General features: G+C 75.3%; 14 protein-coding genes. 2 read left to right on the plus strand and 12 right to left on the minus strand.

Annotation, left to right across the window (positions count from 1 at the left end; genetic code table 11):
- Positions 1-11: 11 nt before the first annotated feature.
- Positions 12-1,193: an ROK family protein gene (locus tag AC0OLQ_RS31970; RefSeq protein ID WP_357338971.1), complete on the plus strand. Its 1,182-nt coding sequence runs from the start codon at positions 12-14 to the stop codon at positions 1,191-1,193.
- Positions 1,194-1,317: 124 nt separating this feature from the next.
- Complete coding sequence (locus AC0OLQ_RS31975) at positions 1,318-2,055, plus strand: DUF4142 domain-containing protein (RefSeq protein WP_484529261.1); 738 nt, start codon at positions 1,318-1,320, stop codon at positions 2,053-2,055.
- Positions 2,056-2,106: 51 nt separating this feature from the next.
- Here the strand turns inward: AC0OLQ_RS31975 and AC0OLQ_RS31980 are convergent, their stop codons facing one another.
- From AC0OLQ_RS31980 to AC0OLQ_RS32035, 12 genes are all read right to left on the minus strand, one after another.
- Positions 2,107-3,855: an ABC transporter ATP-binding protein gene (locus tag AC0OLQ_RS31980; protein WP_484529262.1), complete on the minus strand. Its 1,749-nt coding sequence runs from the start codon at positions 3,853-3,855 to the stop codon at positions 2,107-2,109.
- Positions 3,852-5,558, minus strand: a complete 1,707-nt coding sequence (locus AC0OLQ_RS31985) for an ABC transporter ATP-binding protein (protein WP_484529263.1) — start codon at positions 5,556-5,558, stop codon at positions 3,852-3,854. The genes AC0OLQ_RS31980 and AC0OLQ_RS31985 overlap by 4 nt, the downstream gene beginning before the upstream one ends.
- A 72-nt stretch (positions 5,559-5,630) precedes the next feature.
- Positions 5,631-5,885 carry a hypothetical protein gene (locus tag AC0OLQ_RS31990; RefSeq protein WP_484529264.1) on the minus strand — a complete coding sequence of 85 codons (255 nt, stop codon included), beginning with the start codon at positions 5,883-5,885 and terminating at the stop codon, positions 5,631-5,633.
- A gap of 17 nt (positions 5,886-5,902) precedes the next feature.
- Complete coding sequence (gene tsaD, locus AC0OLQ_RS31995) at positions 5,903-6,949, minus strand: tRNA (adenosine(37)-N6)-threonylcarbamoyltransferase complex transferase subunit TsaD (RefSeq protein ID WP_484529265.1); 1,047 nt, start codon at positions 6,947-6,949, stop codon at positions 5,903-5,905.
- Between the two features lie 5 nt (positions 6,950-6,954).
- A complete protein-coding gene (gene rimI / locus AC0OLQ_RS32000; RefSeq protein WP_484529266.1) occupies positions 6,955-7,407 on the minus strand; it encodes a ribosomal protein S18-alanine N-acetyltransferase in 453 nt (150 codons plus the stop codon).
- Positions 7,408-7,622: 215 nt separating this feature from the next.
- The gene (gene tsaB / locus AC0OLQ_RS32005) at positions 7,623-8,300 is read right to left on the minus strand and encodes a tRNA (adenosine(37)-N6)-threonylcarbamoyltransferase complex dimerization subunit type 1 TsaB (protein WP_484529267.1); all 678 of its coding nucleotides are present in this window, start codon (positions 8,298-8,300) and stop codon (positions 7,623-7,625) included.
- A 108-nt stretch (positions 8,301-8,408) separates the two neighbouring features.
- Complete coding sequence (locus AC0OLQ_RS32010; protein WP_484529268.1) at positions 8,409-9,257, minus strand: maleylpyruvate isomerase N-terminal domain-containing protein; 849 nt, start codon at positions 9,255-9,257, stop codon at positions 8,409-8,411.
- Positions 9,258-9,336: 79 nt separating this feature from the next.
- Complete coding sequence (gene ung, locus AC0OLQ_RS32015; protein ID WP_484529269.1) at positions 9,337-10,038, minus strand: uracil-DNA glycosylase; 702 nt, start codon at positions 10,036-10,038, stop codon at positions 9,337-9,339.
- A gap of 61 nt (positions 10,039-10,099) precedes the next feature.
- Positions 10,100-10,582, minus strand: a complete 483-nt coding sequence (tsaE, locus tag AC0OLQ_RS32020; protein WP_484529270.1) for a tRNA (adenosine(37)-N6)-threonylcarbamoyltransferase complex ATPase subunit type 1 TsaE — start codon at positions 10,580-10,582, stop codon at positions 10,100-10,102.
- The gene (locus AC0OLQ_RS32025) at positions 10,579-11,670 is read right to left on the minus strand and encodes an alpha/beta fold hydrolase (RefSeq protein WP_484529271.1); all 1,092 of its coding nucleotides are present in this window, start codon (positions 11,668-11,670) and stop codon (positions 10,579-10,581) included. The genes tsaE and AC0OLQ_RS32025 overlap by 4 nt, the downstream gene beginning before the upstream one ends.
- Before the next feature lie 114 nt (positions 11,671-11,784).
- Positions 11,785-12,903, minus strand: coding sequence for an alanine racemase (alr, locus tag AC0OLQ_RS32030; RefSeq protein WP_484529272.1), 1,119 nt, complete (start codon positions 12,901-12,903; stop codon positions 11,785-11,787).
- Between the two features lie 84 nt (positions 12,904-12,987).
- Positions 12,988-14,457, minus strand: a complete 1,470-nt coding sequence (locus tag AC0OLQ_RS32035; RefSeq protein ID WP_484529273.1) for an NAD(P)H-hydrate dehydratase — start codon at positions 14,455-14,457, stop codon at positions 12,988-12,990.

Below are 14,457 nucleotides of genomic sequence, written 5' to 3' on the forward strand. Positions count from 1 at the left end.
TGACGGTGGCGATGCGCGCGGGACCCAGTCAGGACGAGATCCGTCGGCAGAACCTGGGCGCGTTGCTCCGTTACGTGCACGTGCGCGGAGCCACCACCCGCGCGGAGCTGACCACCGCGCTCGGCCTCAACCGCAGCACCATCGGCGCGCTGACCGCCGACCTGGCCGGCGCCGGTCTGGTCAGCGAGGGGACGCCGAAGGAGACCGGCCGGGCCGGACGACCCTCGCTGGTCGTCCGGCCCGAGTCGGCCCGGGTCTACGCGTACGCGTACAGCGTCGAGGTGGACCGGCTGCGGGCCGCGCGGGTCGGGCTCGGCGGCGAGGTGCTCGACCGCCGGGAGCTGGAACGGCCGCGGAACCTGGTCGCCGGGGAGGCCGCCCCGCTGCTGGCCGACGCGGTCCGGGAGATGCACCGGGCGGTGCCGCCCGACTCGATCTGCGTCGGCGCCGGGGTGGCGGTCTGCGGCATGGTCCGCCGCGAGGACGGGCTGGTCCGGCTCAGCCCGACCACCGGCTGGGTGGACGAGCCGATCGGCGCGGCGCTCGCCGCCGAGCTGGGCGTCGACGTGCCCATCACGGTGGGCAACGTGGCCGACGTGGCCGCCTTCGCCGAGCACGCCCGGGGCGCCGCGGCCGGCTGCGACAACGTCATCTACCTCTACGGGGACGTCGGCGTCGGGGCCGGCATCATCGCCGGCGGGCGGCGGCTCACCGGGCACGGCGGCTACAGCGGCGAGGTCGGCCACATGGTGGTGGTCCGCGACGGCATGCGCTGCGACTGCGGGCGGCGCGGCTGCTGGGAGACCGAGATCGGCGAGCACGGGCTGCTCCGGGCCGCCGGCCGCTCCGACGCCCGGGGGCGGGAGGCACTGCTGGCCGTCTTCGACGCCGCCGACCGGGGTGACGCGCGGGCCCAGACCGCCGTCCGGCAGGCCGGCGACTGGCTCGGTTTCGGCGTGGCCAACCTGGTCAACATCTTCAACCCGGAGATGGTCATCTTCGGCGGCACCATGCGCGACCTCTACCTGGCCGCCGCCGCCCAGGTGCGCAGCCGGCTCAACTGCAACGGGCTGCCCGCCTGCCTGGAGCACGTGCGGCTGCGTACCCCGAAGCTCGGTGACGACGCGGCGCTGATCGGCGCCGCCGAACTGGCCTTCGAACGCCTCCTCGCCGACCCGCTCGACGTCGGCTGACCGGCCCCCGATTCCGGTGAACTGAATCGGGTCGTGATCCGTACCAGTGGGCGGACGGACGGCCGCGGGGGCGGCCGTCCGCGCCGTCCCGCGTACCGGTCCGGACCGAGGAGGCACCGCAACCATGGCACCGCTGGAATCCGCACGCCGCCGGCTGGCGCACCGGGTGATCCTGCTGCTCGTCGCGCTCGCCGCGGGGATCGGCGTCCTTCCCGGCGCGGCGCTGGCCGCGCCCAACCCCGGTGTGCAGCTCAACGCCGCCGACATGACGCTGCTCAACGGGGTACGACTGGCCGGGCTCTGGGAGATGCCGGCCGGGCAGATGGCCGCCGAGAAGGGCCAGTCGAAGCGGATACGGGAGATCGGCGCGGAGATCGCGCGACAGCACGGCGTCCTGGACCAGCTCGTGGTCGAGGCCGCGAACAAGCTGGGCGCCACCCTGCCGACCACCCCGACCACCCAGCAGCAGGGCTGGCTGACCGAGATGCAGAACGCCACCGGCGCCCAGTTCGACCAGATCTTCGTGACCCGGCTGCGGGTCGCCCACGGCAACATCTTCCCGGTGATCGGCGCGGTGCGGGCCAGCACCCGGGACCCGATCGTGCGCAAGCTCGCCGACCAGACGAACACCTTCGTCACCAATCACATGCTGATGCTGGAGAGCACCGGGCTGGTCCGCTGGCAGCAGCTCCCGCCTCCCGCGATGCCCCCGGCGCAGAGCGATTCGCTGATCGCCGCCGCCGGGGCCAACGTCGGCAGCAACGGTGGAGTCCAGGTCAGCACCACGGTCGTGTGGGCCGTCTTCCTGCTCGCCCTGGGCACCGGCGGTTACGCCACCTGGCGGCTGCTGCGCCGCTCCTGACCCCACCGCACGCGTGCGGCCCCCACCGGTGCGCCCGGTGGGGGCCTTCGCTCAGCCGTGCCAGGACCGCCAGAGGGCGGCGTACGAGCCACCGGCCGCGACCAGCTCGTCGTGCGACCCCAGCTCGGTGATCCGGCCGTCCTCGACCACCGCCACCCGGTCCGCGTCGTGCGCCGAGAAGAGCCGGTGCGCGATCGCGATGACGGTCCGGCCTTGGAGCACCGCGGCCAGCGAGCGTTCCAGCGCCCGGGCCGCCCGCGGATCGATCAGCGAGGTGGCCTCGTCCAGCACCAGGGTGTGCGGGTCGGCCAGCACCAGCCGGGCCAGCGCGAGCTGCTGCGCCTGGGCCGGCGGGAGCGGGTGCCCGCCCGCCCCGACCCGGGTGTCCAGCCCGTCCGGCAGCGCCTCCGCCCAGTCCAGCGCGTCGACCGCGGCGAGCGCCGCGCGCACCTCGGCGGGGCCGGCGGCCGGGCGGACCATCGCCACGTTGTCGGCCAGCGTGCCGATGAACACGTGGTGCTCCTGGCTGACCAGCGCGACGTGGGTACGCAGCTCGGCCAGGGGCAGCCCGCTGAGCGGCCGGCCGTCCACCGTCACCGTGCCGGCGCGCGGCGCGTGCACCCCGGCCAGCAGCCGGCCCAGGGTGGACTTCCCCGCGCCGGACGGGCCGACCATGGCCAGTTTCTCCCCCGGCCGGGGCACCAGGGTCACCCCGTGCAGCACGTCGTGGCCCGCGCGGTACGCGTACCGGACGTCGTGGGCGGCGAGCCGACCATCGTCGGTGACCGGCCCCCGGTCGGACCGCGCGGCGGGGCCGTCGGCGGGCTCGGCCCGCACGCCGAGCAGCCGGGCCAGCGAGGCGCCGCCGACCTGGAACTCGTCCAGCCAGGAGAGCAGCCGGTCGACCGGGTCCACCAGTTGCTGGGCGTAGAGGGTGGCCGCGGTGACCTGCCCGAGATTCGCCCAGCCCTTGAGATAGAACCAGCCGCCGAGCAGCAGGGTACCGGCCACCGGCAGCAGGTAGCCGATCTCGGCGACCGGGAAGAAGACCGTCCGCAGCTTCAGCGTGTAGGACTCGGCCGCGTAGGAGCGGCGGATGTCGGCGTCGCCCCGGGCCCGGCGGCGGGCCGCCTGGCGCAGCGCCTCGGTGGTCCGCGCCCCCTCGACCGTCTCGCTGATCCCGTCGGTGATGTCGGAGTACGCGGCGTTCTCCCGCAGGTATCCCTCCGGTGCCCGGCGCAGGTACCAGCGGGTGCCGACGACCAGCACCGGCACCGCGAGCAGGCAGGGCAGCACCAGCAGCGGGCCGGTCAGCACCAGCGCGCCGAGGATCAGCAGCACGGTGAGCGCCGAGATCAGCGTCTCCGGTGCGGCGAACCGGACCGTCCGGGACAGCGCGGCGACGTCCCGGGAGGTGCGGGTGAGCAGGTCGCCGGTGCCGGCCCGCTCCACGGTGGACAGCGGCAGGGCGAGCACCCGGTCGACGAACTCCTCGCGCAGCTCGGCGAGGACCCGCTCACCGAGCCGGGCGGAGGCCAGGTGGGCGAAGCGGACCAGCACCGATTGGGCGACCACGAAGCCCGCGATGGCCAGGGCCACCCGGTCCACGGTGACCGCGCCGACTCCGCGGGAGATCCCCTCGACCAGGTCGCCGAGGAGCCGGGGCGCGACCAGGCCGGCCGCTGCGGCGAGCGCGTGCAGGCCGAGCGCGGCGGCCAGGCCGCGCGGGTGCCGGCGGGCCAGCTCCCGCGCGTACCGGCGGACCTGTTGCGCGTCGGCGACGGGCAGGGCGTTGCTCACTGGTCCTCCTCCCGGCTCACCGTGGCCCGGTACCGGGGCTCGGCGGCGAGCAGTTCGTCGTGGCGACCCTCGGCGACCACCTTGCCGTCCTCCACGAAGACCACGTGCTCGGCGCGGCCCAGCACCAGCGGGCTGGTGGTGCAGACCAGCGTGGTCCGGCCGGACCGGGCGGCGGCCAGCCGCTCGGCGATCCGCGCCTCGGTGTGCGCGTCCACCGCGCTGGTCGGCTCGACCAGGATCAGCGTCTCCGGGTCGGCGACCAGCGCCCGGGCCAGCCGCAGCCGCTGCCGCTGGCCGCCGGAGAACTCCCGGCCGCGCTCGGCGACCGGGCTGTCCAGGCCGTCGGGCAGCGCCTCGACGATGTCCGTGGCGCTCGCCGCGACCAGCGCCGCCTCGATCGCGCGGCGGTCCCCCCGGTCGTGCGGGTCCAGCTCCGTCCGGAGCGCGCCGCTGAACAGCTGCGCGTCGTTGTCGGCCACCAGGATCCGCTCGCGCACCGTCGCCAGCGCCACGTCCCGCAGGGGTACGCCGTGCAGCGTCACGTCCCCGTCGACGTACCGGCCCAGCCGGTCGGCGATCTCGGCGGCGTCCTCGGGCGCGGTGGCGGCCAGCGCGGTGAGCCGGCCCGGCCGGAGCACCAGCCCGGAGCGGACGTCCACCAGTTCGCCCGGCCCCGCGGGCACCGGCACCGGGCGGGCCGGATCGGTGAACTCCGGGGTGAGGCGGAGCAGCCGCACGACCCGGCGGGCCGCGACGTGCCCCCGGGTCAGCTTGTCGGCCGCCTCGGTGAGGTTGCGCAGCGGGCTGACCAGGAACGCCGTGTAGCCGTAGAAGGAGACCAGCTGGCCGGCGCTGATCTCGCCGCGCAGCGCGAACCGGGCTCCGAGCCAGGTCACCAGCACCACGAAGACGCCGGGCAGCAGGATCTGCGCGGCCTGGATCAGCGACTCCACCCGGGCCACCCGAAGGCCGTCCGCCCGCAGCGACTGGGACTGCTCCCGGTAGCGGGCGCCCAGCACCGGCTCCCCGCCCACCCCGCGCAGCACCCGCAGCCCGGAGACGATGTCCGCGGCGCGGGCGGTCAGCTCACCGGTCGACTCCCGGTAGGCCGCCTGCTGGCGGTGCAGCGGCCGGATCAGCAGCGCCACCAGCGCCATGAGCAGCGGCACCCCGAGCACCACCACCAGGCCGAGCGGCAGGGACGCGGTGAGCAGGATCACCGACACGGTGCCGATGGCGACCAGCGCGCCGGTGCCCCGGGCGGTGATGTCGACGGCGCTGCCGATGTGCTCGATGTCGGCCGTACCGATGCTCACCACCTCGCCCGCGGCGACCCGGCGGGGCAGCGCGGCGCCGAGCCGGTTGGTGGCGTCCACGGTGACCTGCACGGTCCGGTACGCCGCGCCGAGCCAGTTGTGCACCGCGCAGCGGTGCCGCAGGATGCCGGCGGCCGCCTGGACGACGCCCAGCCCGAGCAGGACGAGGCCCCAGCGGAGCAGGGCGTCCGGGTCGCGCTGGGCGAGGCCGGCGTCGACGGCCCGGCCGACGGCGGCCGGCATCAGCGCCTGGGCCATCATCCAGATGACGCCGAGGGCGATGCCGGTGCCGAAGAGCAGGGGGTGCCGACCGGCGAGCCAGACCAGGTAACGGGTGGCGGACCGGGCGTCGGGGGTGCCGGGATCGCCGGCGGGTGAGAAGCGCATGACCACCCGACGCTAGGTGCCGGGCCGGGGCGGACGCCAACCAGTTTCCCGCCGGTCAGGCGGCCCGCCGGGTCAGCGATCGACCTGCGTGAAGTCCCAGCTGTGCGGCGGCCGGGCGACCAGCCGCATGGGCGGCTCGGGCAGGTCCCGCGGGTTGCTCCGCCACTTCGAGATGACCACCACGCGGTGGTCGGTGGAGGAGAACACCTCGCTGGACAGATGCAGCGGCTCGTGTTCGAACTCGGGCAGCGCGGTCTCGCAGACCCAGGTGATCAGGTCGGCGAAGCCGTACGGCTCGGCCTTCGCCTCCCACATCCGGACGATCACGTCGGTCCCCTCCCGCCTCAGACGCTGACCACGGTCAGCGGCATGGCGGAGTCGGCCGGCAGGTCCAGCCGGCTCGGGGCGACCCCCGCGGCGACCAGGTGCGAGCCGAGCGCGGCCACCATCGCGCCGTTGTCGGTGCAGAGCTTCGGCCGGGGCGTACGCACCCGGACGCCGTGCTTCGCCGCCCGGTGCTCGGCCATCGCGCGCAGCCGCGAGTTGGCCGCCACCCCGCCGCCGATCACCAGCGTGTCGATGCCGCTGCTCCGGCAGGCGTCCAGCGCCTTGCCGACCAGCACGTCGCAGACCGCCTCCTGGAACGACGCCGCCACGTCGGCCACCGGCACCGGCTCACCGGCCCGCTGCCGCGCCTCCACCCAGCGGGCCACCGCCGTCTTCAGCCCCGAGAAGGAGAAGTCGTAGCGGTGCCCGGCCAGGTCCTTGGGCGCGGTCAGCCCGCGCGGGAAGGCGATCGCCGCCGGGTCACCGGCACGCGCCTCCCGGTCGATGAACGGGCCGCCCGGGAAGGGCAGCCCGAGCAGCCGGGCCACCTTGTCGAACGCCTCGCCGGCCGCGTCGTCGATGGTCGAGCCGAGCGGGGTGACCTCACGGGCCAGGTCGTCGACGCGCAACAGCGAGGAGTGCCCGCCGGAGACCAGCAGGGCGATGGCCGGCTCCGGCAGCGGGCCGTGCTCCAGGGTGTCCACGGCCACGTGCGCGGCGAGGTGGTTCACCCCGTACACCGGCTTCTCGGCGGCCACCGCGTACCCCTTGGCGGCGGCGACCCCGACGAGCAGCGCGCCGGCCAGGCCCGGCCCGGACGTGACGGCGATCGCGTCGATGTCGGCGATCGTCACCCCCGCCTCGCGCAGCGCCCGGTCCATCGTCGGCACGATGGCCTCCAGGTGGGCGCGGCTGGCCACCTCCGGCACCACGCCGCCGAACCGGGCGTGCTCCTCGACGCTGGAGGCCAGCGCGTCGGCGAGCAAGGTGTGCCCGCAGACGATGCCCACCCCGGTCTCGTCGCAGGAGGTCTCGATGCCGAGGATCAGTGGTTCGTCAGCCATGCTCGTCAGTCCTCGTTGCGCTGCATGACCAGCGCGTCGGTGTTGCTCGGTTGGTAGTAGCCGCGGCGCACGCCGATCGGCTCGAAGCCGTACATCGCGTAGAGCCGCTGCGCCGCGGCGTTGTCGGCGGCGACCTCCAGCAGCGTGCTGCGCACCCCGCACCGGGCCGCTTCGGCGAGCAGCGCCTCCAGCAGCAGCCGGCCGATCCCCCGGCGCTGCGCGTCCCGGCGGACCGCGATGTTCTGCACCCAGGCCTCGTCCGGCGGCGCCACCATCAGCCCGGCGTAGCCGAGCACCGTGCCGTCGTCGTCGGTGGCGACCAGGTAGTGGTGGCCGTTGGCCAACTCGTTCCAGAACATCGCCGGCGACCACTGCTCGGCCCCGAACAGGTCCGCCTCCAGGGGCAGCACCTGGTCGACGTGCCACCAGCGGAAGCGGCCCAGTCGGACCTGGCTCACTGTGCCGCCTCAGTTCGCGACTGCGGGGCTCGCAACCCGGGCCCGTGCGCGTCTGTTCGCGACTGCGGGGCTCGCAACCCCGGCTCACTCCTCGCGCTCACGGTGCCGCCTCTGTTCGCGACTCCGGGGCTCGCAACCCCGGCTCACTCCTCGCGCTCACGGTGCCGCCTCTGTTCGCGACTCCGGGGCTCGCAACCCCGGCTCACTCCTCGCGCTCACGGGAGGACCGGCTTGTGGCCGGTGGCCGCGACCGCGTCCGGGCGGCGCAGGTAGAGCGGGGTGAGCGGCTCACCGGGGGCGCCCGCGCGGATCCGTTCCGCGGCCAGGCGGGCCAGCGCCAGGGCGTCCGGGTAGCGCGGCTCCTCCCGGACCGGCAGGCCGAGGACGTCCGCGTAGCGGTGCGCGCCGTCCCCGACCGCGACCGTGACGGCCAGGTCGCGGGCGCGCTCGGCGGCGACCGCCGGGATGTCCACGTTCGGCCCGGCGATGCGCTGGCCGGCGCCGTCGTAGACGGCCCAGTAGACCTCCCGGCGGCGGGCGTCGCTGGCCGCCAGGACCGGCTCGCCGGCGGCCGCCGGGTGGCCGATCCCGTCCAGCGAGCAGACCCCATACGTGGGGATGCCGAGCACCTGGCCCATGGTGGCGGCGGTGACCAGGCCGACCCGGAGCCCGGTGAACGGCCCGGGACCGAGCCCGGCGACGATCGCGGCCAGGTCGGCGGGGCGCGCGTCGACGTCGGCCAGCACCGCGTCGACCTGCGGGGCGAGCAGTTCGCCGTGCGCCCGCGCGTCGACCGTGCACCGCTGCGCGCGCGCCGCGACGCCGTCCGCCGAGACCTCGACGAGCGCCGCGGTCACCGCGGGCGTCGAGGAGTCCACCACGAGTACGAGCACGGTATGCCAGCCTAGTCGCCGACCCGGTTACCGGCGGTGACGCCCCTCCCACGTCGCGGCTCAGCTCGGAGCGCAGGTTGCGTGTCAGCTCGGGGTGCGCGTCGCGGCTCAGCTCGGGGTGCGGAAGACCTTGAGGAACTGCGGCAGCAGCCAGGGGCGCGGGCCGGCGATGCGGACCCGGCCGGTGAGCACGGCGCGGGCCCGGCTGATCCGCCCGAACATCATCAGGTTGAGCGTCGCCGGGTCGAACCGGACCCGCACGTCCGGCCGCTCGTGGGGAGTGGCGAAGCGCACCCGCCCGTCGGCCAGCGCGAGTGTCAGCGGCGCCGCGTACGCCGAACCGAACCGCACCACGATCCGGCGGCGCGGCGGGTCCACCCCGTCCAGCAGCCGGCCGTAGCCGTGCCGGACCACCCCGGCCAGGAAGAGGTCGAGGAAGAGCACCGCGTCCCGGGACGGGACCGACCACGGCCGGCCGGTCGCCCGGGCCATGTCCCAGCCGTGCAGCAGCAGTTCGTTGACGAGGTGCGCGAAGAGGCCGGGGAGCGGGACCCGGGCGTCGCCGAGCCAGGGCACCACCTCGTCGGGGCTGCGGTCGGCGCAGGCCGCCAGCAGCCGGTCGACGTCGCGGCGCAGCCGGTCGAGCAGGTGCCCCGGGTCGCGCTCGGTCAGGTGCCGCAGCACCAGGTCGTTGGCGTCGGCCACGGTGTCGACGGTGACAAGCGGAAGCCGATCGCCGAGCCCGGGAACCGGCAACGGCTCGCCGGCCGGGTCGACCAGGGCGACGTAGAGCCAGGCGATCGAGGCGAGGTGGGCCAGGGTCTCGGCAGCAGTCCAGTCGGCCGTGACCATGGTGTCCGGCGGGACCGAGCGGGCCAGCGCCAGGAACCGTTCGGCGTTCTCCGCCAGGGCCGCCGGCGCCGTCGACCAGCCGTCCGAGGTGATGGTCGCCGACACCGCTACCTCCTCCGCTCCGGGCGCGAACGGGGGAGAGCCTACTACCGTCCGCCACCGAGCGATAGCCCTGCGTCGATGGTCAGCCGGCGGAGCGGTCCCAGTCGATGGTGGGCAGGCCGGCGTCGGCCAGCGCCTTGTTGGCCGCGCTGAACGGGCGGCTGCCCAGGAAGCCGCGCGGGTTCATCGGGCTCGGGTGACCGGCCTCCAGCACCACGTGGTTCGGGTTGGCGACCAGGGCGGCCTTCTTGCGCGCGTAGCCGCCCCAGAGCAGGAAGACCACCCGCTGGTCGAGCGCGTCCAGGGCCCGGATGGTGGCGTCGGTGAACTCCTCCCAGCCCTTGTTGGCGTGCGAGCCGGGGGTGGCCTGCCGGACGGTGAGCACCGCGTTGAGCAGCAGCACGCCCTGCGCCGCCCAGCCGCTCAGGTTGCCGCTGGCCGGCTTCGGCACGCCCAGGTCCTCGCCCAGCTCCTTGAAGACGTTGCGCAGCGACGGCGGCACCGCCACACCCTCGCGCACGCTGAAGCTCAGCCCGTGCGCCTGCCCCGCCTTGTGGTAGGGGTCCTGCCCGAGGATCAGCACCCGGGTCTCCGCCGGCCCGCACAGCCGGTAGGCCGAGAACAGGTCCTCGACCGGCGGGAACACCGTTCGGGTGGCGTATTCCCCGGCGACGAACTCGGCCAGCGCCGCCGTGCGGGCCGGGTCGAGGTGCGGGGTGAGCGCCGCCCGCCAGGCGTCGGGCAGAAGCGCCAGCAGGTCGAGCGTGAGGGCGTCGTCGGGCATCGGCAACCTTTCACCGCGGCTGATCGGTCCCCGGCACTGTAGGCAGCGGGTATGACACGCGTCAGTACAGGGTGGCCAGCCGCCGCGCCCAGTCGCCGCCGACCGGCTCCAGGGTGACCACCCGGGTGTCGTCGTCCCGCCGCTCGATGCGGACCCGCAGGTGGGCGTCGACCAACTGCTCGACCATCCCCTCGCCCCACTCGACGACGGTGACCGCCTCGTCCACCGAGGCGTCCAAATCCAGGTCGTCGATCTCGGCGCGCGGGTCGGCCGACTCCCCCAGCCGGTACGCGTCGGCGTGCACCAGGGTCACCCGGCCGCCCCGGGCCGGATCCGGCCGGTGCACCCGGGCGATCACGAAGGTCGGCGAGGTGATGTCGCCGCGCACCCCGAGACCGGCGCCGATGCCCTGGGTCAGCGCGGTCTTGCCGGCGCCCAGCGGGCCGCTGAGCAGCAGCAGGTCGCCCGCGCGCAGCACCCCGGCCAGCCGGCGGCCGAACTCGTGCGTGTCGTCGACCGTCTTCAGTTCCAGCACCACCGTCACAGCGACTCCAGGAACCTCTCCAGCGCCACGTTCACCTCGTCGGCGTGCTCCAGCATCACCACGTGCCCGCTGTCGTGGATCTTCACGAACTCGGCGTGCGGCAGCCGCCGGACGATCTCCTCGGAGTGGGTCACCGGCGTGATCATGTCCTTGTCCCCCACGATCACCAGCACCGGTGTGCCGGCCAGCGCGGCCAGCGCCGGGAACCGGGAATGGGTGGCCAGGGTACGCAGGTAGCGGGTGACCGTGTCGGCCGAGGTGCGGGAGTTCATCTGCTCGACGTACGACACCAGGGCCGGGCTGGGCTTCGGGGTGCCGAAGCCGTACCTGCGGGTGAGCAGCCAGGCCACGTTCGACGTCGACTTGCGGGCCTTGTCGATCACCGTGCCGCCGTACCGGGTGGCGTTGCTCATTATGTAGATCACCGGGGCCCCGACCCGGCCGAGCAGCGCGGGGGCCACCAGCTTGGTCTCCGCGAGCAGCCCGCCCGAGGTGGCCATCAGCACCGTGCCGACCACCCGGTCGCCGAACATCTCCGGGTGGAGCTCGGCCAGCGCCATGATCGTCATGCCGCCCATCGAGTGGCCGATCAGCACCAGCGGCCCCTCCGGGGCCACCTCGTCGATCACCCGGCGCAGGGTATGGCCCAGCGCGGCCAGGTCGTAGTCGCCGCCCTCCAGCTTCCCGGAGCGGCCGTGCCCGGGCTGGTCGTAGGCGACGATCCGGTAGTCACCGCGCGCGGCGAGCAGCTTGCGCTGGAAGTGGAACGTCCCCATGTCCAGGCAGAAGCCGTGCACCAGCACCACGGTCGGGTGCCCGGCGACCGGCCGGGTCGGCTCGACCACCTCCACGTGGACGTCTGTGCCGTCCGGCATCTCCAGCCGGTACGCCGCGTCGTACCGCTGCTCGCCGAAGACCTCGTCGGCGTACGCGTCGGTGGGGTCGGACTTGAGGCGGCGGATCAGGACCCGCTCGCTCACCACCCCCGCGGCGAGCCCGGCGGCGGCCACGCCGACCGCGGCGCCGACCAGCCCGGCGACCCGGCCGGCGGCGGTCCGCGGCCGGGGCACCCGGAACCGCTGGCTCACTGTGCCACCTCGGTTCGCGACTGCGGGGCTCGCAACCGCGGCTCACTCCTCGCGCTCACGGTGCCACCTCGGTTCGCGACTGCGGGGCTCGCAACCCCGGCTCACTCCTCGCGCTCACGCGCGCTCGCCGTCGTAGACGCGCGGCACCCGGACACCGCCGAACCGGGTCACGATCTCGTAGTTGATGGTGCCGACCGCCGCGGCCCAGTCGTCGGCGGTCGGCTCGCCGTCCGCGCCGCTGCCGAAGAGGGTGGCCACGTCCCCGGCGGCCACCTCGTCCTCGCCGCAGTCGATCACGAACTGGTCCATGCAGACGCGCCCGGAGATGGTCCGCCGCTTGCCGGCGAGCTGCACCGGGCCGGTGTTCGAGGCGTGCCGCGGCACCCCGTCGGCGTAGCCGAGCGGGACGACGGCCAGGTTCGCCTCCTGCTCGGTCAGGTAGGTGTGGCCGTAGGAGACTCCGGTGCCGGCCGGGACCCGCTTGGTCAGCATCACCCGGGCCCGGGCGGTCATCGCCGGGCGCAGCCCGAACTGCTCGCCCTCGATCGGCGAGAGACCGTAGACCGCCAGACCGGGGCGGACCAGGTCGAAGTGGGTGTCCGGGCGGGTGAGCGTGGCCGCCGAGTTGGCCAGGTGCCGGTAGCGGGGGCGCAGCCCGGCCCGCTCCACCATCTCCAGCCCCTCGTGGAACACCGCCAACTGCCGGTCGGTGGTGGGGTGGCCGGGCGAGTCCGCGTACACGAAGTGGCTCCATACGCCGACCACCTCGACCAGGCCGTCGGCCTGGGCCTTCGCGGCGGCCTCCAGCAGCGCCGGCCAGTCGGCCACGGTGGCCCCGCCGCGGGAAAGCCCGGTGTCGATCTTGAGGTGCAGCCGGGCCGGACGGTCCGCCCGCCGGCCCGCCTCGATCATCTCGTCGAGCTGGGCGAGGCTGGCGCAGCCGAGGTCGACGCCAACCGCGACCCCGTCGTGCAGCGGCAGCCCCGGGTCGAGCAGCCAGGCCAGCACGGGGGCGGTCACCCCCTCCTGGCGCAGCAGGAGCGCCTCGTCGAGGGTGCAGACGCCGAGCCAGTCCGCCCCGGCGTCGAGCGCCGCGCGGGCCGCCGGGACCATGCCGTGGCCGTAACCGTCGGCCTTGACCACCGCCATCAGCTCGGCGCTGGTGCCCGACTTGAGCCGGGCCACGTTCTCCCGGATCGCGTCCAGGTCGACGCGCACCTCCGACTGCCACATGCCCTCAGCCTACTTCCGTCCGTGATCACCGTGGCCGTGAGCCGGACGGCCGGCCGGTCGGCCGCGTGCCGGCGGCCGTCGCGGTCAGGGCAGGCGGGCCAGCACCGGGCGGAGCGCGGTGGCCACGTCGGGCGCGGTCACCGGACCGCCGCGCGCCGCCTCCCGACCGGCCAGCCCGTGCAGGTACGCCGCCGCGACGGCCGCCCGCTCCGGCGCCAGCCCGGCGGCGAGCAGTGAGCCGAGCAGCCCGGCCAGCAGATCGCCGGTGCCCCCGGTGGCCAGCACCGGGGTGCCGGTCGGGTTGACGTAGGCCCGGCCGTCCGGGGTGCCGACGATCGTGCGGTTGCCCTTGAGCAGCACCACCGCGTTCATCCAGGCGGCCAGCCGCAGCGCCGCCCCGACCCGGTCCGCCCCCGGGGACTCGCCGCAGAGCCGGGCGTACTCGCGGTCGTGCGGGGTCACCACGATCGGGGCGTCCCGCCCGCGCAGCCGGTCCGCCAACTTGCCGTCGACCAGCAGGGTGAGCGCGTCGGCGTCGAGCACCACCGGCACCGGCGCGGCGACCACCGCGCGCAGCTCGGCGGCGGCCTCCTCACCGGTGCCCAGCCCCGAGCCGCAGACCCAGGCCTGCACCCGGCCTGCGTCGGCGACCCGGTCGGTGGCGATCACCGACGGGTGCTGGTGCAGCACCTCCGCACGGGCGCCTCCCGCGTAGCGGACCATGCCGGTGGGGCCGTTCAGCGCGCCGCCGACCGAGAGCACGGCCGCGCCCGGGAAGGTGGACGAGCCGGTCGCCACCCCGACCACCCCCCGGCTGTATTTCTCCGAGGACGGGCCGAGCCGGGGCCACCAGTCGACCACGTCGGACCACTCGGTGACGCGCAGCGCCGGGGTGCCGCGCAGCCACGGCTCCAGCCCGATGTCGACCAGCTCGACGTGCCCGGCGAGCGGGGCGGCCGGGCCGACCACCAGCGCGGGCTTCAGCGCGCCGAAGGTGACCGTGACGTCGGCGCGCACGGCGCAGGGCCGGCCGGAGGCGGTCAGCGGCACGTGCCCGGTGTCCACCGCGACGCCGCTGGGCACGTCCACCGCGACCACCGTGGCCCGGGTGCCGTCCCGCCCACTGCGCTCGGCCAGGCTCGCGGCGAGCTGATCGGCGGTCTCCCGGAGCCCGCCGGTGCCGCCGATCCCGACGATCCCGTCGAGCACCAGGTCCACCACGGGCGGCGGCCGGTCGACCACCCGCCCGCCGGCGGCCCGCAGCGCGGCCAGCCCGTCGGCGTGCGCCCGGCCCGGAGTGAGCAGCAGGGCGGCGACCGCCGCGCCCCGGCGGGCCAGGTGCGCGCCCGCGTAGAGGGTGTCACCGCCGTTGTCGCCGGAGCCGACCAGCAGCAGCACCCGGGCGCCGTAGACGCCGCCCCGGTCGCCGAGGAGCAGCGCGCAGCGGCGGGCCAGCCCGGCGGCGGCCCGCTGCATCAGCGCCCCGGGCGGCAGGGTGGCCATCAGGCCCGCCTCCGCCGCGCGTACGTCCGCGACCCGCCATACCGGTCTCAT

The sequence above is a fragment of the Micromonospora sp. Utrum1 genome, assembly GCF_057197805.1.

Bases quoted from the DNA above. Each gene is read 5' to 3' on its own strand.
- AC0OLQ_RS31970 (WP_357338971.1), top strand. From the start codon at position 12: ATGCGCGCGGGACCCAGTCAGGACGAGATCCGTCGGCAGAACCTGGGC.
- AC0OLQ_RS31975 (WP_484529261.1), top strand. From the start codon at position 1,318: ATGGCACCGCTGGAATCCGCACGCCGCCGGCTGGCGCACCGGGTGATC.
- AC0OLQ_RS31985 (WP_484529263.1), bottom strand. From the start codon at position 5,558: ATGCGCTTCTCACCCGCCGGCGATCCCGGCACCCCCGACGCCCGGTCC.
- tsaD (WP_484529265.1), bottom strand. From the start codon at position 6,949: ATGGCTGACGAACCACTGATCCTCGGCATCGAGACCTCCTGCGACGAG.
- ung (WP_484529269.1), bottom strand. From the start codon at position 10,038: ATGCCCGACGACGCCCTCACGCTCGACCTGCTGGCGCTTCTGCCCGAC.
- alr (WP_484529272.1), bottom strand. From the start codon at position 12,903: ATGTGGCAGTCGGAGGTGCGCGTCGACCTGGACGCGATCCGGGAGAAC.
- AC0OLQ_RS32035 (WP_484529273.1), bottom strand. From the start codon at position 14,457: ATGAGACCGGTATGGCGGGTCGCGGACGTACGCGCGGCGGAGGCGGGC.